The sequence below is a fragment of the Lactiplantibacillus plantarum genome (assembly GCF_014131735.1).
GTDB classification, from domain to species: domain Bacteria; phylum Bacillota; class Bacilli; order Lactobacillales; family Lactobacillaceae; genus Lactiplantibacillus; species Lactiplantibacillus plantarum.
In genome coordinates this window covers 2,042,446-2,065,880 of record NZ_CP039121.1, presented here as the reverse complement: position 1 = coordinate 2,065,880, position 23,435 = coordinate 2,042,446, and the positions used below count along the sequence as shown (strand labels likewise).

Here is a 23,435-nt window from a genome sequence, read left to right as displayed (position 1 = left end):
AATATTGGGGATTAGAATTATCGACAATATAGAATGAATGAGAAAGGATGGTATGATCGTGAGCAATTATCGAATTGGTATGCGGGTACACGGACGAGTCACTGGTATTCAACCATATGGTGCTTTTGTCACCTTAGATGGTGAGCATCAGGGATTGATTCACATTTCAGAGTGTCATGAAGGATACGTTAAAAGTATTACGGAGTATCTAAAGGTTGGTCAAGCCGTAGATGTTATTATTTTAGATATTGACGAATATACTGGAAAAATCAGCTTATCATTACGTTGTATCGAGCATCAACCGCATCCGACGGTCAATGATTTGGAAATCTACAAGACTTTTCGGCATAAGCATTTTTGGACGAATCGGCATGTTCATGCTGGCTTTGAACCAATTGCCAATCATTTAGCGAGTTGGACTTCGGATTCACTAAATCGATTGAAAGCGGGTGAGTATTAGTGCAGAAAAAAGTTGCCGGGACAATTATTTATAATGACCAGCAAGGGTCGCACTTTTTAGTTAAGCATTCTACTAATGGATACAATTTTTATCAGTTGCCAGTACGAGCAGGGCATTCGCCCTTAGCGTCAGTATTGTGGGATTTGCGATATACGATTGGTATTGATGTTGACCAATTGCGCTTGTATGATTCGATTATGGCTGAGCTGGATGATGAAAAAGTTGCGGTCTTTGTCTTTGACCACCTAGCTGTTGACGGGCAGGTACGTGCAAAGTTTGATCGTCAAGGGCTCGAGTTTGTTCTAGCCAGTGAATTGCACGAGTTATTTACGAGTGTTCGTGTGAGTGAAACAATGCCGTTTACGAATTTATCAAAATAAATTCGAATAAAGGGTTGACCTGCATACTAATACTTGATAATATATATCTTGTCGCTGCGAGCACTGCTGTTAAACAGCTAGCCGCTAGCACTTACATTGTTTCATTTCAAATTGTTGTAAGTGAATAAATATTCAAAACAGCAAAAAAGTTATTGACATGAGTAATCGCTAATGATAAGATATTTCTTGTCGCGTTAACAATTCAACTGATTGAGGCGTTACCGATTATGTTATGATAATAACGTTTCAAATTCATTTGCATAGTTATTCAACTTCTTAAATAAAGTTGTTGACAAGGAAATGATGAAATGATATTATGTAATAGTTGTGTTAAGCGATTAACGCACGGAATTAGATCTTTGAAAACTGAACAAAGTTTCGACGAATCAAATGTGTAGGGTCTCTTGATTTTGAATCAAGAGCAAAACATTTGCGAAGTCAATTCGCTAGCAAATAAATTTTAGTACAACATTAAATGAGCTTTTTAGAACTCATCATTAATTTGAGAGTTTGATCCTGGCTCAGGACGAACGCTGGCGGCGTGCCTAATACATGCAAGTCGAACGAACTCTGGTATTGATTGGTGCTTGCATCATGATTTACATTTGAGTGAGTGGCGAACTGGTGAGTAACACGTGGGAAACCTGCCCAGAAGCGGGGGATAACACCTGGAAACAGATGCTAATACCGCATAACAACTTGGACCGCATGGTCCGAGCTTGAAAGATGGCTTCGGCTATCACTTTTGGATGGTCCCGCGGCGTATTAGCTAGATGGTGGGGTAACGGCTCACCATGGCAATGATACGTAGCCGACCTGAGAGGGTAATCGGCCACATTGGGACTGAGACACGGCCCAAACTCCTACGGGAGGCAGCAGTAGGGAATCTTCCACAATGGACGAAAGTCTGATGGAGCAACGCCGCGTGAGTGAAGAAGGGTTTCGGCTCGTAAAACTCTGTTGTTAAAGAAGAACATATCTGAGAGTAACTGTTCAGGTATTGACGGTATTTAACCAGAAAGCCACGGCTAACTACGTGCCAGCAGCCGCGGTAATACGTAGGTGGCAAGCGTTGTCCGGATTTATTGGGCGTAAAGCGAGCGCAGGCGGTTTTTTAAGTCTGATGTGAAAGCCTTCGGCTCAACCGAAGAAGTGCATCGGAAACTGGGAAACTTGAGTGCAGAAGAGGACAGTGGAACTCCATGTGTAGCGGTGAAATGCGTAGATATATGGAAGAACACCAGTGGCGAAGGCGGCTGTCTGGTCTGTAACTGACGCTGAGGCTCGAAAGTATGGGTAGCAAACAGGATTAGATACCCTGGTAGTCCATACCGTAAACGATGAATGCTAAGTGTTGGAGGGTTTCCGCCCTTCAGTGCTGCAGCTAACGCATTAAGCATTCCGCCTGGGGAGTACGGCCGCAAGGCTGAAACTCAAAGGAATTGACGGGGGCCCGCACAAGCGGTGGAGCATGTGGTTTAATTCGAAGCTACGCGAAGAACCTTACCAGGTCTTGACATACTATGCAAATCTAAGAGATTAGACGTTCCCTTCGGGGACATGGATACAGGTGGTGCATGGTTGTCGTCAGCTCGTGTCGTGAGATGTTGGGTTAAGTCCCGCAACGAGCGCAACCCTTATTATCAGTTGCCAGCATTAAGTTGGGCACTCTGGTGAGACTGCCGGTGACAAACCGGAGGAAGGTGGGGATGACGTCAAATCATCATGCCCCTTATGACCTGGGCTACACACGTGCTACAATGGATGGTACAACGAGTTGCGAACTCGCGAGAGTAAGCTAATCTCTTAAAGCCATTCTCAGTTCGGATTGTAGGCTGCAACTCGCCTACATGAAGTCGGAATCGCTAGTAATCGCGGATCAGCATGCCGCGGTGAATACGTTCCCGGGCCTTGTACACACCGCCCGTCACACCATGAGAGTTTGTAACACCCAAAGTCGGTGGGGTAACCTTTTAGGAACCAGCCGCCTAAGGTGGGACAGATGATTAGGGTGAAGTCGTAACAAGGTAGCCGTAGGAGAACCTGCGGCTGGATCACCTCCTTTCTAAGGAATATTACGGAAACCTACACACGCGTCGAAACTTTGTTTAGTTTTGAGAGATTTAACTCTCAAAACTTGTTCTTTGAAAACTAGATAATATCAAATATATTTTTTCATAATGAAACCGAGAACACCGCGTTTTTTGAGTTTTTTATTGAAGTTTAATTATCGCTAAACTCATTAATCGCATTTACCGTTAGGTAAATGAGGTTAAGTTAACAAGGGCGCATGGTGAATGCCTTGGCACTAGGAGCCGATGAAGGACGGGACTAACACCGATATGCTTCGGGGAGCTGTACGTAAGCTATGATCCGGAGATTTCCGAATGGGGCAACCCAGCAGTTTTAATCAACTGTTACCACTAGATGAATTCATAGTCTAGTTGGAGGTAAACGCTGTGAACTGAAACATCTCATTAGCAGCAGGAATATAAAGAAATTTCGATTCCCTAAGTAGCGGCGAGCGAACGGGGAACAGCCCAAACCAAAGTGCTTGCACTTTGGGGTTGTAGGACTGAACATTTGAGTTACCAAAGAACTTGATAGTCGAAGGATTTGGGAAAATCCGCCATAGATGGTGATAGCCCAGTAGATTAAATCAAATTCTCTCAGTTCAGGATCCTGAGTACGGCGGAACACGTGAAATTCCGTCGGAATCCGGGAGGACCATCTCCCAAGGCTAAATACTACCTAGTGACCGATAGTGAACCAGTACCGTGAGGGAAAGGTGAAAAGCACCCCGGGAGGGGAGTGAAATAGTTCCTGAAACCATGTGCCTACAATAAGTCAGAGCGCGTTAATGCGTGATGGCGTGCCTTTTGTAGAATGAACCGGCGAGTTATGATCCCGTGCAAGGTTAAGACTAAAAAGTCGGAGCCGTAGCGAAAGCGAGTCTGAAATGGGCGTTTTGAGTACGAGGTTATAGACCCGAAACCAGGTGACCTATCCATGTCCAGGTTGAAGGTGCGGTAAAACGCACTGGAGGACCGAACCCGTGTAAGTTGAAAATTGCTGGGATGAGGTGTGGATAGCGGTGAAATTCCAAACGAACTTGGAGATAGCTGGTTCTCTCCGAAATAGCTTTAGGGCTAGCCTCGGAATTAGGATCATGGAGGTAGAGCACTATTTGGACTAGGGGCCCGTCTTGGGTTACTGAATTCAGATAAACTCCGAATGCCATTGATTCATATCCGGGAGTCAGACGATGAGTGATAAGATCCACCGTCGAAAGGGGAACAGCCCAGACCATCAGTTAAGGTCCCTAAATGTATGCTAAGTGGAAAAGGATGTGGAGTTGCATAGACAACTAGGATGTTGGCTCAGAAGCAGCCACCATTTAAAGAGTGCGTAATAGCTCACTAGTCGAGTGATCCTGCGCCGAAAATGTACCGGGGCTAAGCATACTACCGAAACCATGGATGCGACCATTAGGTCGCGTGATAGGAGAGCGTTCTAAGGGCGGTGAAGCAAGATCGTGAGGACTTGTGGAGCGCTTAGAAGTGAGAATGCCGGTATGAGTAGCGAAAGATAGGTGAGAATCCTATCCACCGAATGACTAAGGTTTCCTGGGGAAGGCTCGTCCTCCCAGGGTTAGTCGGGACCTAAGTCGAGGCCGAGAGGCGTAGACGATGGATAACAGGTTGAGATTCCTGTACTAGTTAAGTGCGTTTGAGCAATGGAGGGACGCAGGAGGCTAAGATGTGCATTCTGTTGGATTAGAATGTCCAAGCAGTAAGTCTTGTGAAGAGTCAAATGCTTTTCACTTTAAGGACAAGCTGTGATGGGGAGCGAAATTTAGTAGCGAAGCGTCTGATGTCACACTGCCGAGAAAAGCTTCTAGTGAGTACTTAACTACCCGTACCGCAAACCGACACAGGTAGTCGAGGAGAGAATCCTAAGGTGAGCGAGTGAACTCTCGTTAAGGAACTCGGCAAAATGACCCCGTAACTTCGGGAGAAGGGGTGCTGATCGCAAGATCAGCCGCAGTGAATAGGCCCAGGCGACTGTTTATCAAAAACACAGGTCTCTGCAAAATCGCAAGATGACGTATAGGGGCTGACGCCTGCCCGGTGCTGGAAGGTTAAAAGGATGGGTTAGCTTCGGCGAAGCTCAGAATTGAAGCCCCAGTAAACGGCGGCCGTAACTATAACGGTCCTAAGGTAGCGAAATTCCTTGTCGGGTAAGTTCCGACCCGCACGAAAGGCGTAACGATCTGGGCACTGTCTCAACGAGAGACTCGGTGAAATTATATTGTCCGTGAAGATGCGGACTACCCGCGACAGGACGGAAAGACCCCATGGAGCTTTACTGTAGCTTGATATTGAGTGTTTGTACAGCTTGTACAGGATAGGTAGGAGCCATAGAAACCGGAACGCTAGTTTCGGTGGAGGCGTTGGTGGGATACTACCCTCGCTGTATGACCACTCTAACCCGCACCACTAATCGTGGTGGGAGACAGTGTCAGGTGGGCAGTTTGACTGGGGCGGTCGCCTCCTAAAAAGTAACGGAGGCGCCCAAAGGTTCCCTCAGAATGGTTGGAAATCATTCGCAGAGTGTAAAGGCACAAGGGAGCTTGACTGCGAGACAGACAGGTCGAGCAGGGACGAAAGTCGGGCTTAGTGATCCGGTGGTACCGTATGGAAGGGCCATCGCTCAACGGATAAAAGCTACCCTGGGGATAACAGGCTTATCTCCCCCAAGAGTCCACATCGACGGGGAGGTTTGGCACCTCGATGTCGGCTCATCGCATCCTGGGGCTGTAGTCGGTCCCAAGGGTTGGGCTGTTCGCCCATTAAAGCGGTACGCGAGCTGGGTTCAGAACGTCGTGAGACAGTTCGGTCCCTATCCGTCGCGGGCGTAGGAAATTTGAGAGGACCTGTCCTTAGTACGAGAGGACCGGGATGGACATACCTCTGGTGTACCAGTTGTGCCGCCAGGCGCATCGCTGGGTAGCTACGTATGGATGTGATAAACGCTGAAAGCATCTAAGTGTGAAACACACCTCGAGATGAGATTTCCCATTCCTTTATGGAAGTAAGACCCCTGAAAGATGATCAGGTAGATAGGTTAGAAGTGGCAGTGCGGTGACGCATGAAGCGGACTAATACTAATCGGTCGAGGACTTAACCAAGTAATTGGTGTTCCGGTTCATATGAAGATATTTGATATTGTCTAGTTTTGAGAGCACAAGTTTCTCAATAGTGTGGTGACGATGGCGAGAAGGATACACCTGTTCCCATGTCGAATACAGAAGTTAAGCTTCTTAGCGCCGAGAGTAGTTGGGGGATCGCTCCCTGCGAGGGTAGGACGTTGCCATGCGAAATTGGAGGATTAGCTCAGTTGGGAGAGCGTCTGCCTTACAAGCAGAGGGTCACAGGTTCGAGCCCTGTATCCTCCATCATGAGCCGTTAGCTCAGTTGGTAGAGCATCTGACTTTTAATCAGAGGGTCGACAGTTCGAGACTGTCACGGCTCATTTAACCGCAAGGTTAAATGGATATTATTCAATTTAATATTTAGTTTCACATAGTGTGGTGATGATGGCGAGAAGGATACACCTGTTCCCATGTCGAACACAGAAGTTAAGCTTCTTAGCGCCGAGAGTAGTTGGGGGATCGCTCCCTGCGAGGGTAGGACGTTGCCATGCGAAATTGGAGGATTAGCTCAGTTGGGAGAGCGTCTGCCTTACAAGCAGAGGGTCACAGGTTCGAGCCCTGTATCCTCCATCATGAGCCGTTAGCTCAGTTGGTAGAGCATCTGACTTTTAATCAGAGGGTCGACAGTTCGAGACTGTCACGGCTCATTGTTCACGGCTCATAATTAAATAGTTTCACAAAAGTTATTGTTGATTTATGTAACTGAGCATGATATGATGTTATAGTTGTGTTAATCGTCATGCCGACTTAGCTCAGCTGGCAGAGCATCTGTCTTGTAAACAGGGGGTCGGAGGTTCGAATCCTCTAGTCGGCATTAACTGAATAGTTATGCGGAAGTAGTTCAGTGGTAGAACATCACCTTGCCATGGTGGGGGTCGCGGGTTCGAATCCCGTCTTCCGCTTTGTTCCAAAGTGTTGCCGGGGTGGCGGAATTGGCAGACGCACAGGACTTAAAATCCTGCGGTTAGTGATAACCGTACCGGTTCGATCCCGGTCCTCGGCACTTTTATGAAGCACCCATAGCGCAATTGGATAGAGTGTCTGACTACGAATCAGAAGGTTGTAGGTTCGACTCCTACTGGGTGCATATAACGGGAAATAGCTCAGCTTGGTAGAGCACCTGGTTTGGGACCAGGGGGTCGCAGGTTCGAATCCTGTTTTCCCGATTAAGTAGTCATATACGATTATTTAACACATCGCGGTGTAGCTCAGCTGGCTAGAGCGTCCGGTTCATACCCGGGAGGTCGAGGGTTCGATTCCCCCTGCCGCGATAGGAATTAGAGCTTGGACCTTTAGCTCAGTTGGTTAGAGCAGACGGCTCATAACCGTCCGGTCGTAGGTTCGAGCCCTACAAGGTCCATCTACTATTAATAGTGGACATTTCCTAGTTACATCATATGGAGGATTACCCAAGTCTGGCTGAAGGGAACGGTCTTGAAAACCGTCAGGTGGGTCAAACCACGCGAGAGTTCGAATCTCTCATCCTCCTTATTATCGCGGGATGGAGCAGTCTGGTAGCTCGTCGGGCTCATAACCCGAAGGTCGCAGGTTCAAACCCTGCTCCCGCAATTTGGTCCGTTGGTCTAGTTGGTTTAGGACGCCTGCCTGTCACGCAGGAGATCACGAGTTCGAGTCTCGTACGGACCGTTAAGTTAATAGTTCTAAATGGCTACAATGGCTCGGTAGCTCAGTCGGTAGAGCAATGGATTGAAGCTCCATGTGTCGGCGGTTCGATTCCGTCCCGCGCCATATCTGTATTCTGCGGGTATAGTTTAGTGGTAAAACCACAGCCTTCCAAGCTGTTGTCGCGAGTCCGATTCTCGTTACCCGCTTTTTTTGGGCCTATAGCTCAGCTGGTTTAGAGCGCACGCCTGATAAGCGTGAGGTCGATGGTTCAAGTCCATTTAGGCCCATTTTGGAGAAGTACTCAAGTGGCTGAAGAGGTGCCCCTGCTAAGGGTATAGATCGCGCAAGCGGTGCGAGGGTTCGAATCCCTCCTTCTCCGTTGTACCATTTAAAAATATGACCCCTTGGTCAAGTGGTTTAAGACACTGCCCTTTCACGGCAGTAACATGGGTTCGAATCCCGTAGGGGTCATTATATTATCGCGGGATGGAGCAGTCTGGTAGCTCGTCGGGCTCATAACCCGAAGGTCGCAGGTTCAAACCCTGCTCCCGCAATTGGTCCGTTGGTCTAGTTGGTTTAGGACGCCTGCCTGTCACGCAGGAGATCACGAGTTCGAGTCTCGTACGGACCGTCACAAACGTCATTCGTTGATGAATGACGTTTTTTTGTGTTTTCAGAATATTAACTGTTTGACGAGATCACCTAAAGAGGTGCGCACTGTAATCAGTAAATAGGGTGGGTGTCATTCAACAGATGGCTGATTGGGCTCACGATTGCTCAACTAAAGCTGACGGCAGATTCTTTAGGATCACACTGATCGGGACATATGTTGGTTCTGACTGCGATGTGATGTTGTGAACGAGGCTTATATATCAACTGATGAGATTTAGCAGTGTTGAGTAAAAGTAATATTCATGAAAAAAGTCGTTGCAGTTCAATCACTGCAGCGACTTGAAATATCCAATACCGGATGATTATGATTTTAATGAACGTACAAATGAATAGCGACTTTCGTGGTAGCCGTAATCTGAGGTGATGTACTTGGCAAATGGCTTGAATGAAGCGCTTCGCAGCCAAACAGCATATTCGGAGTCGCTATGCCAATTTGTGACAATCACGAAGGCTGAATTATTTTTGGACTCACGTAAGATCCAAAAATGTTTCAGCCCATCTGGCTTATTATAATCGTGTCGGAAACTACTAAACTTAGATTTAAAGACTTTTTGTTCTTCTTCCGGTAAATCAATGAAGATGAAACTTGTCATTCCATGCCAGTCAGCTGATCCTTTTGAAAGTAAAACGTCATACGTTACGGGGCTTGAAAAAACGGTTTTTTCGCCGGTTAAATCGAGTAGCATATAGCGATCTTCAGTGGCGTTGGCCTGCATTAATAACAAGTCACGATCAGCATTTTGTTGTTGGATCATGGTTAGAATTTTACGTGTCCCAAATGTTGCTGCAATCTTTCCACTCATCAATATCACTCCTTATTTATTACATCTATTATTATACGTGTTTTTCAAAATAATTGAAAATATGTTAAGTTGTTGGTTTCATTTTTTCTTGGTGCTATATTAAAATAGAAGTGGACAGAGAAATGAAGGGATGGTCAATAATGAAACTAACAGTTCTTGGTTACTATGGTGGTTATCCATACGATGGCGTGGGTACGAGTTCTTACCTGATTACAGCCGGTGATTACCATTTATTGCTCGATTGTGGGTCGGGGGCGCTAAACGCCTTAGAAGAGATTTTAGACCCCTTACAGCTCGATAGTGTGCTCCTGACTCATTATCATCACGATCATACGGCGGACGTTGGGGTCTTACAATATTACTGGCAGTTGCGTGCTGGTGAACGGAAGACGCCCGTGCTGCCGATTTACGGGCACACCGCTGATCCACTTAACTTTGGTGCCTTGACCTGGGCGAATGCCACAGAAGGTCGGGCCTATGATCCGGCTGCTGTCAATCAAATTGGGCCGTTTGATGTGAGCTTTTTACCGACTAAACATCCAGTTCCAGCCTATGCCGTTAAGTTGGTCGAGCGAGCGACGGGGCAAGAACTTGTCTTTTCCGCCGATACGGCTTATTTGCCAGAATTAGCGACTTTCGCAGCCGGGGCACAGTTATTGATGACTGATACGAATTTTGCCGCAGATAAAACTGGTAAAATGTGGCATATGACGTCGGCACAGTCTGGTAAAATTGCCAAAGATGCCCGCGTCAAAAAATTATTGCTCACACACTTGCCACAAGATGTCTCATTTACACAACTCCAACAAGAAGCACAAGCAGCCGCCGGTAATGACATTCAAGTGACAGTTGCTCAAAAGTTTTTACAATTGAATCTTGGCTAGTATGATAGGGCTTAGCAAATTATTTTGCTAAGCTTTTTCTGTCAGTTTACCGTTAATAGATTATTGATATCATAAGTCATAATTAAATTGTATACGAATTAATTAATAACAAGAATGACTATAAAAGCGGTTTATTCAATAGAAAAAATACATATATCGAATAATTGTATTTTATATTATTAGTTTTAAATAAATTAATTTTGTTAAACCTATTCACAATTAAAAGTGAGTAGCGTATAATGAATTATGTTATAAAATTGATTAACGATGCCAAGGAGGACCCAGGATGGTTATTTTATATACCGCACCAAGTTGTACCTCATGTCGCAAAGCCAAGGCTTGGTTACAGACACACGACATTGATTTTCAAGAACACAATCTGTTTACCGAACCGCTTTCAATTGAAAAAATCAAGCAGATCCTACAACTGACTGAATCAGGGACGGAAGAAATTATTTCCACTCGCTCAAAGGCCTTTCAACAACTGAACGTTGATATTAATGATTTGTCACTCAATGAATTGTTTGACATGATTACTCATGATCCTAGTCTGTTACGTCGACCAATTATGCTTGATGAGAAGCGGCTGCAAGTTGGTTACAATGAGGACGAGATTCGCCGCTTCTTGCCACGAAGAATTCGGACATTAGAATTATTACGGGCACAACAATTAGCAAATATGTGATTATCATTGGCTAGTTAGCTTAACTAATTGGCCAATTTTTGTATTTTCAGATAGATTACTTTACAATAAACTGAAATAAGTTAGAATTGTGATAGTGATTATGGCCCTTGACACTTAGAAAGGGGTGGATCTGTAATGGAGATGGAACGCATCAACGAAGATACGATTCGCGTCGTTATTGGAAATGATGATCTCAATGAACGCGGTATTCGCGTACTAGATTTACTAGGGAATCATAAGCAAATTGAAAGTTTCTTCTATAGCATCTTGGAGGAAGTTGATGTTGATCATCAATTTCAGGACAATGATGCCGTAACTTTCCAAGTATTACCAAACCGAAATGGTTTAGAATTATTTATTAGCAAAAACAGTGATAATTTACAAGATACGATTGCTAAAGCAACTCAGTCACCCGACCAATCGGATGATAGCGACTCACAAGATGATGTTTCAGATTATTTGAAGCGTAAACTGATGCAGACGGATACGAATCAGGTTGAAGATGGACAAGGTATTGCACATAATCCAACTAAGGACACTAATGATCTCGATCCGTATTTGGATGATCCTGATACACCAACTAAGGAATACGTGTTGAAATTCGATCAATTTGAGGATCTTGTTTCATTGGCACAATTATTCCGGCCAGAGGGACTCGCGTCTAACTTATTCAAGTATCGCGACCAATATTATCTAGAACTGGTTTTCTTTGTCGATCAATCATCAACGGCCACTATCAAAGATGATGTCGCAGTAGCCTTGGAATATGCCCATTTAGCTAATATTTCAGCTGACGTACTACTTGAACATGGTGAAAAGATCATGTCTAATGCTGCTTTGGAAACCATCCGGCACTATTTTAAATAGCAGTTAATTGCCTCAACATAACGTTTATTCGTAATGTTAAGGCTTTTTTGTATCCACGGATAAACAATCTGCCTGCCGGACGCTTTGCCAAAAGACGGGTGCTGCTCGGGGTCAATAAATGATGATGGGTTTGCGTGAGAATTGGCTTTAATGACGTAATTAGTTGTTGAAGGGAGGGACCATCATGTTGATCGCGATGGATGCCCAGCATCAACTCGTTAATGCGGCGACGGCTGATCGCCAAATAGAATATTACTGTCCAGAATGTGTGCAGCCGGTGCGATTGAAACGGGGGGCAGTGATCGTGCCACATTTTGCCCACGTCCATGCCACGGATTGTGATGCTTTCTCTGAAGGGGAAACAACGGAACATCTTCGTGGTAAACAACAATTAGCGACCTGGTTCGCTGCCAGTGGTTATACGGTGCGCTTAGAGGCTGGTTTGCCAGAGATACATCAGCGCCCGGATATCTTGGTTCGACGAGGTACAGCGCAACCACTCGCGTTAGAATTTCAGTGTTCACCCTTGTCAGTGGAGCGACTCGCAGCTCGGACGCAGGGCTATCGTCAGCATGGCTATCAAGTGTTATGGTTGTTGGGACGCCCCTATCAGCGACAATTGCACCTCAATAGCAAGGCTTTGAAGTTTTTGCAGTACCAGCAACGGTGGGGCCTGTTTCTACTTTTTTTGGACACTCAAAGTACTAGTGTTCGTTTATTGCATCACGTCTTGACATTGGATACGGAACCGCTGACCTATCAAACGATTCGACTGGATACGCGCAGCCAGTCGGTGTTACGTTTTCGCCAATTGGCTCCTAAAATTAACACCCCAACTTTGCCGGACACGCATTTACGGCATTATTATCAACAGTTAATGTTGGCACGGCTTCGACATCAACGTGGTTTTGATGCGTTACAAGTGGCTTGCTATCAACGCGGAGGAACGATTGTCCAGTTACCGACGTGGACGATGCCCACTGTGCCGCAACTACCGCTGTTATCGGTACCATATCTGGTCTGGCACGCCCACGTCTTTTTTGCACTGCGGCAACAGTCCGGACGGCTTACTGGGCCACAATTAGAGGCATTGATCTGGGCCCAATTACGGCCATTACTTGCCCGGCGTGCCTGCCTGCAAGCACGAGGCACGTTAATACAACAACTGATAACGACCATGATTACGATGCTTAGCGAGCAGCAAGTGATAAACTGGCAGAAAACTGAGTGGCATGTGAATTCCGGCCAGCTTCGATGGCGCAAACATTGATTCCGGAACAGATGCTACCGCGATAGGCGCAATCTGTGGTAATCTAGTGCTATATTGAAATAATTGGAGGAATTTGCATGGTAGCAACCAAACAATTGCCGACCCGTTCGGCCGTTCCTGAAGAACTGACGTGGGATTTGACGCCCATTTATGCAGATCAGGCCGCGTATGAGGCGGATATTGCACAAGTCAAAGCTGCAATCCCCACCGTCACTGCGCTTAAAGAAACGTTTACAAGCTCGGCCGACACGGTGCTGGCTGGCATCCAGGCTGTTTTAGCGCTGTATCGTCGGTTAGAGAAAGTGGCGGTATACGCAAGTCTGAAAAGTGACCAGGATACTGGCAATAGTACCAATGCGGCTTTAGACGATCAAGCTAGTAGTTTGACTGCCAAGGTATCCGCAGCGACTGCCTGGTTCGAACCAGCAATCTTGGAATTAACGCCGGGCGAATTGGATACGTACCTTGATGAAAACGTCGATTTACGTGATTATCGGCATTTGTTGGATACGATCCGGTTGCAAAAGGGACACGTTCTGTCTGAAAGCGAAGAAGCTTTACTCGCAGGCGCTAGTGATATTTTTGGTGCTTCTGCGAAAACTTTTGGTGTACTGAATAACGCTGACTTTCAATTTCCAACGGTAAAGGATGACGACGGCAACCCTGTCAAATTGTCACAAGGAATTTATGGGGTGTTACTTGAGTCCGTTCATCCGGCTGTTCGGCGAGAGGCGTTTGAAGCACTGTATAAAGTATACGGCCAGTTCCGGCGAACACTTGCTTCGACTTTAGCTAGCCAAGTCAAGGTACACAATTTTGTTGCCCAGGCTCATCATTATCCAGATGCGCGGACGGCAGCACTTGCTGCCAATCAGATTCCGACGGCGGTTTACGATTCTTTAGTCACGTCCGTTGACAAGCATTTGGACTTATTGCACCGGTATGTTGCGTTACGGAAACAACTGCTCGGAGTTGATCAGTTGCATATGTATGATATGTACACGCCATTGGCACCCAAGCCGACGACCAACTATTCCTACCAGCAGGCTCAAGCAACTGCTTTACAAGCGCTCAAAATTTTGGGCTCTGATTATCTCAAACACGTCAAAACAGCGTTTGCTTCACGGTGGATTGATGTGGTGGAAAATCAAGGCAAACGTAGCGGGGCGTATTCGTCAGGAATGTATGATACCGCGCCATACATGCTGTTGAACTGGCAGGATAATATTGATAATTTATATACGTTGGTGCACGAAATGGGACACAGTATGCACTCTTACTTCACGACACATCATCAGCCTTATCAGTATGGTGACTATTCAATTTTCGTGGCGGAAATTGCTTCAACGACTAATGAAAACTTGTTGACGAACTATTTCTTAGCGACTGAACAAGATCCAAAAATGCGGGCGTATGTCTTGAATTACTACTTAGATGGATTTAAAGGCACCGTTTTCCGGCAGACGCAATTTGCTGAGTTTGAACAGTGGCTTCATGAGCAAGATCAAGAAGGTCAGGCTTTGACTGCCGATCGCTTGTCAAAACATTATTTGCAGTTGAACCAACGCTACTATGGTGACGCCGTCGTCAGTGATCCGCAAATTGCCGACGAATGGTCCCGTATCCCGCATTTTTATTACAATTATTATGTTTATCAGTATGCCACGGGTTTTGCAGCGGCCTCAACGTTGGCTGACCGTATTAGTACGCAACAGACAGATGCTGTTGCGGATTATCTCGGTTACTTGAAAGCTGGTTCATCTGCTTTCCCAATCGATGTCATGCACCGAGCTGGAGTTGATATGACCAAGCCTGATTATCTTGATGCAGCTTTCGAGGTATTTGAAGAACGATTAAATGAATTTGAACAGTTGGTCACCCAAGATTAACCAGTTATAAAAGCAAGCACAATGAGCGTCAGGATGTTCGGTCCCGACGCTTATTTTACACCTGACCCGCTTATCAGTTAGGGTGTTAGCTGCCGAGTCCAGAAGGCTTATTCTGGCAGCTATAAAAGGTAAATACAGTCAAAAGCACCCGGCGAAAATGATCGTCGGGTGCTTTTGACTGGTAGGACCAGTTGAATAATTGCAATTACTGGAATTATAAAACGTGTAATTGTGCGTTGGCAAGGCTAGCACAGCTGGCATTGGTTGCCCGAGTTGCATCTTGAAAAGGATCCAGATTGCCATTGACTAAGTCAAAAAGAGTCGTGTAATTAAAATGTTCTAGCAAGACACCATAATCATATTGGTCGCAATCAAAAACGACGGCCGACGATGCTTCGGTAATGTTCATTTCAGATGCAAGCCGCTGATCAGCATGAAAGGCCTGTTTCGCCAAGTCACTGTCCCGATCTTCCATGAACATGTCTAAGTCAATCTGACAGTTAGTTGCAACCGTTTTGACGAGCTCTTCCGAATAGTGTTGACCAGCCTTGAGCATTGCAGATTGCAAGGCAATTAAAAAGTTACGCCCCCGTTTTTTGCCTTGAAAAAGGGCGGCTTTATAATCCAAAATAACTCGGTACAATGTTTGAGACTGTTGATTTTGAGCATGCCAGTCGGATGCCTTGATTCCTTGGCACTTTAGAGCCCGTTGAATCACATTAATATTGAGTAATGGTACGAATTGAAATTGGATTTGCTTGTCTGAGTCGTTTGCCAACCGTAACACGTTTTGCTCATCACGTACGCATTGGTTTGCCAACGGATTTACAAATAAATACACTTCTAACACGTTATAATTCCTCCACTTTCTCTATTCGCGTCATAGTGCAGAATACCAATCAAACGAGGTATTTGCAAGTTTTTCATTTCATAAATTTTTTAATGCAGAAAATCACTCGTTACTTAGCTTAAACCTTCACCCGTAATCATGCACCGATTTGCTAAATTCGTAAAGTATTTTGTTTCTAGGATTACAGTTTGGAAAAAAAGTGAACTTAGGGTTCAATCTCGAGAACGTTAACTTTTTATTCCGACGATTTATGGTAAAATTTTAGGGTATGGATTGAAACGGAGGTGCCCCGATGGAAGATTGGAATCATTTTTTACTGCCTTATCAGCAAGCCGTTGATGAGCTTAAAGTTAAATTGCGGGGAATGCGCAAACAATTTCGTGATTTGAATCAGCATGAACCGATTGAATTTGTAACGGGGCGGGTCAAACCCGTTGATAGCATTAAGGAAAAGATGACCCGACGTAAAGTACAAGAAGATCGCCTAGAACAAGATATGCAGGATATTGCTGGTTTGCGGATTATGTGTCAATTCGTTGAGGATATCTATCAGGTCGTTGATTTATTGCGAAAACGGACGGATATGACAATTCTGGAAGAACGCGATTACATTAGTAATGAAAAGCCATCTGGTTACCGTTCGTATCATATCGTGATTGAATATCCGGTCCAAATGGTCGGTGGTGAAAAGAAAATTTTGGCCGAAATCCAAGTCCGGACACTTGCCATGAATTTCTGGGCGACCATTGAACATTCGCTTAACTATAAATATCAAGGGGATTTCCCTGAAAACTTGAGTCAACGATTACAACGGGCTGCGGAAGCCGCCTTTAGTTTGGATAAAGAAATGTCAGAAATTCGTGAGGAAATTCAAGAAGCTCAGAGCTTGTTCTCGTATGGGAAGGGGCCGGGCAACGATGAGCCTGACACGACAAAGGAAGATCAAAATTCATGAAAGTAACGATTTTTGCAAATGCGAGTGCCAAGACCAAGAAAGTAGCGGGTGAGTTACATACTAAACTGCTGGCTGCCGGGTTTGAAATTGATGATGAGCACCCAGACATTGTTTTGTCGGTAGGAGGCGATGGGACGCTTTTAGCGGCGTTTCACCACTATAGTCACATGGTTGACCAAGTTCGCTTTGTTGGCGTGCATACTGGCCATTTAGGCTTCTATACGGACTGGCGAGATTATGAAATCGACCAACTGATCAACGGTTTACTGGAAGACAACGGCCAGAGTGTGACCTATCCCTTGCTAGCTGTAGATATTACTTATGCGGATACGGATGCGACTGATCATTATTTGGCGTTGAACGAGTCAACGCTTAAGAAGCTTGGGAGTACCATGGTTGCCGATGTTTATATTCAAGATGAACTATTTGAACGTTTTCGTGGCGATGGGTTATGCGTCTCCACTCCAACTGGTTCGACGGCTTATAATAAGTCAGTTGGTGGTGCTGTCATTCATCCGCGCTTGGACGCTTTACAAATGGCCGAGATTGCGTCGATCAACAACCGAGTCTTCCGAACATTAGGCTCGCCAGTCATCGTAGCGCCGTATGAAACAATAACGATTCGGCCACAACAGCAGTCACACTTTGTCTTTACAGCTGATCAAATGGATACGCAGCCGCGGCCAATTGAACAAATTCGTTATTCAATTGCTAATCGTCGAATTGCATTTGCTCAGCATCGTCATAATCGCTTCTGGCAACGGGTCGGGACATCCTTCATCGGGTTGGACGAGCAATGAGGTTTACTTGGATCAACCATGAGACGACCCCGATGAAAGTTAAGACACTCTTGGCACAACATGGTGTGACACGTAGTTTGTTGAAAAAAGTTAAGTTTCATGGTGGGGCAATTCTCGTTGATGAACGACCGGTATTAGCGATTCATATGCTGACAGGCGGTGAGACTGTGACGATGGTCACACCTGCTGAAATTGGTAATGACCACTTAGGCGTCTCGACGTTGCCGATCGATATCTTATATGAGGATCGTGACTACCTGATTGTGAATAAACCAGCAGGAGTGGCCTCAGTACCGGCGCATGCCTTACCTGACAATACCTTAGCGAATCGGGTAAAAGGTTATTATCAAGCGGCCCATTATGATAATGAGGTTGTGCATATCACCACGCGTTTGGATCGGGATACGAGCGGTATCGTTCTCTTCGCTAAGCACCATTTTGCCCATTCGATTATTGATCATCAATTGAAGGCCCATGCGATGCGCAAAATGTACTTAGCCGTCGTCAGTGGTGAATTGACGACTGACCACGGGTGGCTAGATGCGCCCATTGGTCGTGCCGCTGATTCATTTATCAAACGAACGACCCGTCCCGACGGTAAGCCGTCTTTAACCGAGTACTGGGTGGTCAAGCGGCTGCGTAACATGACAGTCGTCCGGGTACGGCTGCATACCGGCCGAACGCATCAGATTCGGGTGCACTTTGCAGCTAGCGGTCATCCATTGATCGGTGATGCCCTTTATGGCGGTCCTCGTGACCCGTGGATTCAGCGCCAAGCACTGCACTGCATGCAACTGGAATTTGATGATCCATTCATTAGCCAGACCCTCACGACCTTTGCACCATTACCGGCTGATCTTAACCGTTTAATTATTCATAATCAACGTGCCAATTCATAAAGTGACCATTAAGATTTGGTCCGTTTTATGTTTATCCTAATTAGCATGATTGATGATGAACACGAGCCAATTGATCAGCGTTGACAATGACCAATTTGTTCGCGGAAGAGGGCTCAGGGCAAGTTGGCTTAGTGCGGGCGCTTGTGCCAATATTAGACCATTGAATAACCGTGATTAATGGTCTAATTTTTTAGTTTACTTCGCCAATCAAAAGGCGCATCTCAAAAAATGAGATGCGCCTTTTTGGCAGTTCTTAGTAATTAATAATCTTGGTCCCATGGGCCTGTTTGACGCCGAGCGTTGTGGTGATGTCGGCGACATTGGCGGTGGTAATGCCACCACCAGGTAGGATCTGAATTCGGCCAGCGGCCTGTTTGATCGTCGTTTGCAAGTGGGGGACACAGTCAGCAATCGGCTGATCAAGTGGGCCGCCATGTGTCAAAATGCGATCGACGTCATGGTCTACTAACCAGTCAATTGCCGCGGCTTGTTGATTTTCAGGGATGGCGTCAAAAGCCATGTGGAAGGTGATCGACATGCCACCGGCTGCACCAATTAGTAACGCTAAGGCTTCTTCGTCAAGCTGATTATCCGCAGTCAAAGCACCAAATGCGACACCATCAACACCTAATGATTGAGCCTGTAGCAGGTCCGCTTCCATGATTTTTAATTCCGTATCATTATAAACGAAATTGCCACCACGGGGGCGAATCATGGTCACTAGGGGCACGTGATGTTCACTGGTATACTTGGCTGCCTCAGCCATTACACCACGACTGACCGTTGTACCGCCAACGGATAGGTTATCGTTGAGTTCGATCCGATTGGCACCGGCCGCAATGGCTGCGGGAATGTTAGTGTAATTTTCAACACAGACTTCTTTTAATAACATGAGTTTCATCCTTTACTAGAAACGGACGCAAACGCCTTCAGGCACAGTAACGTCCTTTTGTAATAGACTTAGTTTACCACTCGTTAAGTCGCGTGCATACAAAGTGGCATTATCAGTGTTTTGATTAACGACCACGACAAAGGCTTCAGTTGGATCTAAATCAAAATCACGGGGGAAGTCACCTTCCGTACTGATTTGCTGAATCAGGGTCAAATGACCGTCGGCGGTTACTGCAAAGACAGCTAACGTATTGTAGCCACGATTGGAGACGTAGAGAAAATGACCGTCGTGACTTAAGCGGATGGCTGCGGCACCGTTGTGCGCCGTGTAGTCGGCAGGAATGGTCTTCACAATGCCAAGCTGCGTAAAGGCACCAGTTTGGGCGTCATATTTTAAGCTCGCAATCTGACTCGATAATTCACCAGCTAAGAAGGCGTATTGGCCGTCTGGACTGAACACGAGGTGACGTGGTCCAAAGCCAGCTTCCATAGTGAGCAGGGATTGTTCACTTAACTGACCGGCGTCGCTGACGTTATAGACATAGACCTTATCGCTACCTAAATCGATTACGGCTAAGCAATTATCTGGCGTGAGGTCGGTGTAATGAATATGGGAGCCGTCTTGTTCAGGACGAGGGCCATGGCCACTATGTTGAACAGTATCGGTCAAAGTCAGCGCGCCATCAGCAGCAATTTTCATGACTTCGGCCGTTCCCTTATGATAGTTGGCACTGTAGACGAGTTGCCGGGCCTCATCGACAGCAACGTAAGCTGGTGGGGTGCCAGGTGCGACAACGGTGTTTAGTTTGTGAGCAGTTTGCCCGTCGATTTGCCAAGCAGCGATACCGCCCTCGTCATCTTCCTTATCGACACTGTATAGGCAATCCTTAGCTGAGAGGGCCAAATAGGTGGGATTTTGAGTGGCTGCCAGTAAGCCATCGTTGGTTAAGGTTTTGGCAGTGGTGTCAAGGGTTCCTTGGTAAATCCCTTGGCTTGTTTTTTTCGTATATGTTCCGAATAAAATGCGTTCTTGCATGATAACAAACCTCCTTGATAGATAATTCAAGTATAGCATAGATATGGCCCGTGTAAGCGATGACAAATTGGCGTCTGTGATTAGGACTATGCTACAATTAAAGCAATTAATTAACCGATGGGGGTCTCAATATGACAATAACTGCAACAGTACAATCGATTGGTGCGAGTGCTATCGATTCCAAGGAACCAATTTTAGTTTTATTCGATGAAACGGCCACGGCACCATTACAGCAAATCGCGGTGATTCAGAAATTTGAGCAGCCCATCGCGAGTCTGTCGTTAGTTGCTGGTAGCACCATTACGATCGATCGACAAACTTATACGGTGGCCTTTGCAGGGGGACTAGTGGAAGCTAATTTAACGTCAATTGGGCACGCGACGTTGTACTTCAAACCAGTACCTGCCAAACCAATGGAAAACGGCATTTATTTGACACCAAACCAGTTACCAACAATCAAGGTCGGTAGCGTTATTACGTATCAGGCTTAGGAAGGAGGGATTGTTTGAAACCTGATTCACAGAAACAACGGTGGTCAGCGCAACGGCTCATTCGGATTTTGGTCGTTATTTTATTAGTATTGACGATCTTCTTTATGGGCAAGCAAGTCGATTGGCTATTAGATCCGGTCCGGCAATTTTTTAGCATCGTGGGTTTGCCGATTATTTTGGCCGGTGTGCTGTACTACTTGCTTAATCCACTTGTTGACTGGCTAGAAAAGCGTTTTCGCGTACGACGAACCTGGACGATCATTGGTTTGTTTATTGTGGTTGTCGCGCTGTTGGCGTTAGGCATTATTGCGATTATCCCAACGATTCGCGATCAAACTTTATCAATTATCAATGACTGGCCCAATTATTGGAAAAATGCCAGTACTGAAGTTAATCGCTGGCTCAATGATCCGCAACTCAGTAGTATCCGTGACCAACTTGAAAGTTGGAACACGGATCTCAGTAAGCTAGTGAGTGGCCGCTTTTCGAAGTATTTGACCGGGACGGTGACTTCACTTACAGGCGTATTTAGTACCGTAACGACCGTCATCATTGGGTTGATAACAATGCCGTTTATTCTTTTTTACCTATTGCGCGATGGTCATCAACTACCGAAGTATATGGCTAAGTTTGTACCTACCAAAGCGCGCTCAGGATTCTTAGAAGTTTTGACAGAAATCAATTCACAGGTCAGTAATTATATTCGTGGTCAATTGACCGTGGCGTTCTTTGTTGCCGTGATGTTTGCGGTTGGTTACAGTATTATTGGCTTGAAATTTGCGCTGACGTTGGGAATTGCGGCTGGAATCTTAAATTTGATTCCATATTTAGGGTCTTTTCTCGCAATGGTGCCTTCAGTGGTCATTGCGTTAGTCACCTCACCATGGATGTTGGTCCAAGTTCTGATTGTCTTCGTCATTGAACAAACGATTGAAGGCCGCTTTATCTCACCGTTAGTCTTAGGGAGTAGCTTAGCTATTCATCCGATTACGATTTTAGTCGTCCTATTAGCGGCTGGTAAAATCTTCGGGTTGATGGGGGTTATTTTCGGGATTCCAGGCTATGCGATCTTGAAAGTTTTGTGGACACATCTGTTTGACTGGTATCGACGGTCTTCGGGATTGTATGAGGCTGAAGCAACCCCATCAACTGATCAAACTAACAAGTAAGGTAATTGTTGGCTACTCAGATGGCGCTGAAACGCGATTAAACCAATAACGCCAAATTAAAAAGGTTCCACAGAAGTCTGATGACAATTCTGTGGAACCTTTTTAATTTAACTGAATGGTGATGTTACTAATCATTAGTGAATATCACGCCAGTTGTCACTTTACCAGCTTGCTTTTTTAACACCTGGAATTTGACCAGCGTGCGCTAAGCGACGAAAGTTAAGGCGCGACATGCCGAACTTACGTAGGTAAGCATGTGGTCGACCGTCAAGTGAGTCGCGCCGATGAATACGCACGGGTGAAGCATTACGTGGTAATTTTGCCAATTCGGTATAGTTGCCAGCAGCTTTAAGTGCTTGGCGTCGTTCGGCATACTTAGCCACGGTTGCTTCGATGCGTTTTTCTTTCGCAATTTTTGATTTCTTTGCCATCTGAATGAGTCTCCTTTATGTCATTAAATTCATGCCATTCGGTAGCAAATTCATTTTGACAATTTAAGTCAGCCTTTAGAACAGTTAATAAGATACCACACCTAAATCGTAACAGCTACTATTTTGTCCGCCCCGATATGGTATGATTGAACATACGTCCTTTACACGATGTTGTCATCGTGAATCCATAGTTTCAGGTAAGCTGGAAAGCATCGCTTGGATATGGGACGCCTAATGATAAAATTAACCAAGGTAAGGTGACACCTGTGAAAAAAATTGACCGCGGCATCCAGTTTGTTCAGGCAAATATCGATCGCTTTCGATGCTTAGTTTGTAATCAAGCATATGTGACAATTGACGGCCACAGCTTATGTTGTCCTAATGGGCATCAAGTAGATTTTTCAAAAAAAGGGACGTTGTATTTTCTGACGCATCAAGTCGCTAGCGAATACGATGCTAACATGCTGGCAGCGCGGCGCCGAGTTTTGCAAGCTGGTTTTTTCGGCCCCATTGTCCAAGCCATTAATGCGGCATTGCCAAAAACGGCGCAACGAATCTTAGATATTGGTAGCGGTGAAGGCACCCCCCTAGCTGATTTGTTGACAATGCATGCCAATTCTGAAGACGTGGGGATTGGTTTTGACATTAGTAAGGATGGGGTTAACTTAGCGACCCAATTGACGACGACTGCTTATTATTGTGTGGCCGATTTGGCCCAATTACCCTTTACCGATGGGGCATTCACGGCCATTATGGATGTCTTCTCACCATCCGCTTACCAAGAGTTTGAACGGGTCCTTGCGCCCGGTGGACAGTTATTGAAGATCGTGCCAAATCCTGAGTACTTAGTTGAACTGCGTCATTTACTATTTAAACCGACTGATCGACAGTATCAGTATGATAATCAACGGGTGTTAGATCTGTTTGCCCAGCACTATCCCACTGCTAAGCGGCAACGAATTCAATACCAAGTTGCGCTTGATAACATTGACTTTAACGACTTATTAGTCATGACACCGCTGCACTGGGGTGCGGATGCTGAGCAGCTCGCAACCGCTAAACGGCAGGGGTTAACTAAGATTACCGTTGATGTGAGTTTATTAACGATGCAAAAAGGTTAGCGCGGGTGCTTGCATGATTGAAACGCCGGTGTTAAGATAAC

At 45.7% G+C, this 23,435-nt stretch carries 18 protein-coding genes, 21 tRNA genes and 4 rRNA genes; 38 read left to right on the top strand and 5 right to left on the bottom strand.

What is annotated here, in order from left to right; translation table 11 throughout:
* Nucleotides 1–52: 52 nt before the first annotated feature.
* The 27 genes from E5260_RS09665 to E5260_RS09535 all read left to right on the top strand — a co-directional run bounded on the left by E5260_RS09665 (nt 53) and on the right by E5260_RS09535 (nt 8,312).
* Nucleotides 53–460 carry a CvfD/Ygs/GSP13 family RNA-binding post-transcriptional regulator gene (locus tag E5260_RS09665; RefSeq protein WP_003644624.1) on the top strand — a complete coding sequence of 136 codons (408 nt, stop codon included), beginning with the start codon at nt 53–55 and terminating at the stop codon, nt 458–460.
* Nucleotides 460–840 (top strand): hypothetical protein, encoded by a 381-nt coding sequence (locus tag E5260_RS09660; protein WP_003641566.1) that lies wholly within the window; start codon nt 460–462, stop codon nt 838–840. Before E5260_RS09665 ends, E5260_RS09660 begins: the two co-directional genes overlap by 1 nt.
* Nucleotides 841–1,338: 498 nt before the next feature.
* A 16S ribosomal RNA gene (locus E5260_RS09655) occupies nt 1,339–2,905 on the top strand.
* 205 nt (nt 2,906–3,110) lie between these two features.
* Nucleotides 3,111–6,031, top strand: a 23S ribosomal RNA gene (locus tag E5260_RS09650).
* 71 nt (nt 6,032–6,102) lie between these two features.
* Nucleotides 6,103–6,219, top strand: a 5S ribosomal RNA gene (gene rrf / locus E5260_RS09645).
* 6 nt (nt 6,220–6,225) lie between these two features.
* Nucleotides 6,226–6,298 (top strand) — tRNA-Val (locus E5260_RS09640).
* Between the two features lie 4 nt (nt 6,299–6,302).
* Nucleotides 6,303–6,375, top strand: a tRNA-Lys gene (locus tag E5260_RS09635).
* Between the two features lie 54 nt (nt 6,376–6,429).
* Nucleotides 6,430–6,546 (top strand): 5S ribosomal RNA (gene rrf, locus E5260_RS09630).
* The 16S, 23S and 5S rRNA genes sit together here with 21 tRNA genes alongside, the layout of an rRNA operon.
* A gap of 6 nt (nt 6,547–6,552) precedes the next feature.
* A tRNA-Val gene (locus E5260_RS09625) sits at nt 6,553–6,625 on the top strand.
* Nucleotides 6,626–6,629: 4 nt separating this feature from the next.
* Nucleotides 6,630–6,702 (top strand) — tRNA-Lys (locus E5260_RS09620).
* A gap of 94 nt (nt 6,703–6,796) precedes the next feature.
* Nucleotides 6,797–6,869, top strand: a tRNA-Thr gene (locus E5260_RS09615).
* Nucleotides 6,870–6,885: 16 nt separating this feature from the next.
* Nucleotides 6,886–6,957 (top strand) — tRNA-Gly (locus tag E5260_RS09610).
* 15 nt (nt 6,958–6,972) lie between these two features.
* Nucleotides 6,973–7,058 (top strand) — tRNA-Leu (locus tag E5260_RS09605).
* Between the two features lie 10 nt (nt 7,059–7,068).
* Nucleotides 7,069–7,142, top strand: a tRNA-Arg gene (locus E5260_RS09600).
* Nucleotides 7,143–7,147: 5 nt separating this feature from the next.
* Nucleotides 7,148–7,221 (top strand) — tRNA-Pro (locus E5260_RS09595).
* Nucleotides 7,222–7,252: 31 nt separating this feature from the next.
* Nucleotides 7,253–7,326: transfer RNA gene (locus E5260_RS09590), tRNA-Met, on the top strand.
* Nucleotides 7,327–7,341: 15 nt separating this feature from the next.
* Nucleotides 7,342–7,415 (top strand) — tRNA-Ile (locus E5260_RS09585).
* 39 nt (nt 7,416–7,454) lie between these two features.
* Nucleotides 7,455–7,544 (top strand) — tRNA-Ser (locus E5260_RS09580).
* Between the two features lie 6 nt (nt 7,545–7,550).
* Nucleotides 7,551–7,624 (top strand) — tRNA-Met (locus E5260_RS09575).
* Between the two features lie 3 nt (nt 7,625–7,627).
* Nucleotides 7,628–7,702 (top strand) — tRNA-Asp (locus E5260_RS09570).
* A gap of 29 nt (nt 7,703–7,731) precedes the next feature.
* A tRNA-Phe gene (locus tag E5260_RS09565) sits at nt 7,732–7,804 on the top strand.
* 12 nt (nt 7,805–7,816) lie between these two features.
* Nucleotides 7,817–7,887 (top strand) — tRNA-Gly (locus tag E5260_RS09560).
* A 6-nt stretch (nt 7,888–7,893) separates the two neighbouring features.
* Nucleotides 7,894–7,968: transfer RNA gene (locus E5260_RS09555), tRNA-Ile, on the top strand.
* Nucleotides 7,969–7,972: 4 nt separating this feature from the next.
* Nucleotides 7,973–8,060: transfer RNA gene (locus E5260_RS09550), tRNA-Ser, on the top strand.
* A 19-nt stretch (nt 8,061–8,079) separates the two neighbouring features.
* Nucleotides 8,080–8,152 (top strand) — tRNA-Glu (locus E5260_RS09545).
* A 9-nt stretch (nt 8,153–8,161) separates the two neighbouring features.
* Nucleotides 8,162–8,235 (top strand) — tRNA-Met (locus E5260_RS09540).
* A gap of 2 nt (nt 8,236–8,237) precedes the next feature.
* Nucleotides 8,238–8,312 (top strand) — tRNA-Asp (locus E5260_RS09535).
* Nucleotides 8,313–8,655: 343 nt separating this feature from the next.
* Here E5260_RS09535 and E5260_RS09530 read toward each other — a convergent pair.
* Entirely contained in the window at nt 8,656–9,156 is a 501-nt protein-coding gene (locus E5260_RS09530; RefSeq protein WP_003640886.1) for an antibiotic biosynthesis monooxygenase, read from the bottom strand.
* Between the two features lie 140 nt (nt 9,157–9,296).
* On the opposite strand from E5260_RS09530, the gene E5260_RS09525 reads away from it, so the two are divergent.
* From E5260_RS09525 to pepF, 5 genes are all read left to right on the top strand, one after another.
* Nucleotides 9,297–10,040, top strand: a complete 744-nt coding sequence (locus E5260_RS09525) for an MBL fold metallo-hydrolase (protein ID WP_003644623.1) — start codon at nt 9,297–9,299, stop codon at nt 10,038–10,040.
* A 286-nt stretch (nt 10,041–10,326) separates the two neighbouring features.
* Nucleotides 10,327–10,725, top strand: coding sequence for a transcriptional regulator SpxA (gene spxA, locus E5260_RS09520; RefSeq protein WP_003640884.1), 399 nt, complete (start codon nt 10,327–10,329; stop codon nt 10,723–10,725).
* Between the two features lie 135 nt (nt 10,726–10,860).
* On the top strand, nt 10,861–11,592 hold the full coding sequence (locus E5260_RS09515; RefSeq protein ID WP_003640883.1) for an adaptor protein MecA: 732 nt from the start codon (nt 10,861–10,863) through the stop codon (nt 11,590–11,592).
* A gap of 184 nt (nt 11,593–11,776) precedes the next feature.
* Complete coding sequence (locus tag E5260_RS09510; protein ID WP_003640882.1) at nt 11,777–12,862, top strand: competence protein CoiA; 1,086 nt, start codon at nt 11,777–11,779, stop codon at nt 12,860–12,862.
* Nucleotides 12,863–12,939: 77 nt separating this feature from the next.
* Nucleotides 12,940–14,751, top strand: coding sequence for an oligoendopeptidase F (gene pepF, locus E5260_RS09505; protein WP_003640881.1), 1,812 nt, complete (start codon nt 12,940–12,942; stop codon nt 14,749–14,751).
* Between the two features lie 214 nt (nt 14,752–14,965).
* Here the strand turns inward: pepF and E5260_RS09500 are convergent, their stop codons facing one another.
* A complete protein-coding gene (locus E5260_RS09500; protein ID WP_003640880.1) occupies nt 14,966–15,601 on the bottom strand; it encodes a DsbA family protein in 636 nt (211 codons plus the stop codon).
* Between the two features lie 292 nt (nt 15,602–15,893).
* On the opposite strand from E5260_RS09500, the gene E5260_RS09495 reads away from it, so the two are divergent.
* Genes E5260_RS09495 through E5260_RS09485 form a run of 3 tightly spaced genes read left to right on the top strand, consistent with a single transcriptional unit; the run spans nt 15,894 to nt 18,255 of the window.
* Nucleotides 15,894–16,556 (top strand): GTP pyrophosphokinase, encoded by a 663-nt coding sequence (locus E5260_RS09495; RefSeq protein ID WP_003640879.1) that lies wholly within the window; start codon nt 15,894–15,896, stop codon nt 16,554–16,556.
* Nucleotides 16,553–17,356, top strand: a complete 804-nt coding sequence (locus E5260_RS09490; protein WP_003640878.1) for an NAD kinase — start codon at nt 16,553–16,555, stop codon at nt 17,354–17,356. The genes E5260_RS09495 and E5260_RS09490 overlap by 4 nt, the downstream gene beginning before the upstream one ends.
* Entirely contained in the window at nt 17,353–18,255 is a 903-nt protein-coding gene (locus E5260_RS09485; protein WP_003640877.1) for an RluA family pseudouridine synthase, read from the top strand. The genes E5260_RS09490 and E5260_RS09485 overlap by 4 nt, the downstream gene beginning before the upstream one ends.
* Nucleotides 18,256–18,508: 253 nt before the next feature.
* Here E5260_RS09485 and E5260_RS09480 read toward each other — a convergent pair whose 3' ends face one another.
* Together E5260_RS09480 and E5260_RS09475 are read right to left on the bottom strand one after the other, a co-directional pair.
* On the bottom strand, nt 18,509–19,147 hold the full coding sequence (locus E5260_RS09480) for a copper homeostasis protein CutC (RefSeq protein WP_003644620.1): 639 nt from the start codon (nt 19,145–19,147) through the stop codon (nt 18,509–18,511).
* A gap of 15 nt (nt 19,148–19,162) precedes the next feature.
* Complete coding sequence (locus E5260_RS09475; protein WP_003640875.1) at nt 19,163–20,182, bottom strand: lactonase family protein; 1,020 nt, start codon at nt 20,180–20,182, stop codon at nt 19,163–19,165.
* Between the two features lie 131 nt (nt 20,183–20,313).
* Here E5260_RS09475 and E5260_RS09470 point away from each other — a divergent pair, with 131 nt between their 5' ends.
* Complete coding sequence (locus tag E5260_RS09470; protein WP_003640874.1) at nt 20,314–20,673, top strand: PTS glucitol/sorbitol transporter subunit IIA; 360 nt, start codon at nt 20,314–20,316, stop codon at nt 20,671–20,673.
* 14 nt (nt 20,674–20,687) lie between these two features.
* Nucleotides 20,688–21,842 carry an AI-2E family transporter gene (locus E5260_RS09465; RefSeq protein ID WP_003640873.1) on the top strand — a complete coding sequence of 385 codons (1,155 nt, stop codon included), beginning with the start codon at nt 20,688–20,690 and terminating at the stop codon, nt 21,840–21,842.
* A 161-nt stretch (nt 21,843–22,003) separates the two neighbouring features.
* On the opposite strand, the gene rpsN is transcribed toward E5260_RS09465, so the two are convergent.
* The gene (gene rpsN, locus E5260_RS09460) at nt 22,004–22,273 is read right to left on the bottom strand and encodes a 30S ribosomal protein S14 (RefSeq protein WP_003640872.1); all 270 of its coding nucleotides are present in this window, start codon (nt 22,271–22,273) and stop codon (nt 22,004–22,006) included.
* A gap of 266 nt (nt 22,274–22,539) precedes the next feature.
* On the opposite strand from rpsN, the gene E5260_RS09455 reads away from it, so the two are divergent.
* Nucleotides 22,540–23,394 (top strand): methyltransferase domain-containing protein, encoded by an 855-nt coding sequence (locus E5260_RS09455; protein WP_003640871.1) that lies wholly within the window; start codon nt 22,540–22,542, stop codon nt 23,392–23,394.
* Nucleotides 23,395–23,435: the final 41 nt, after the last annotated feature.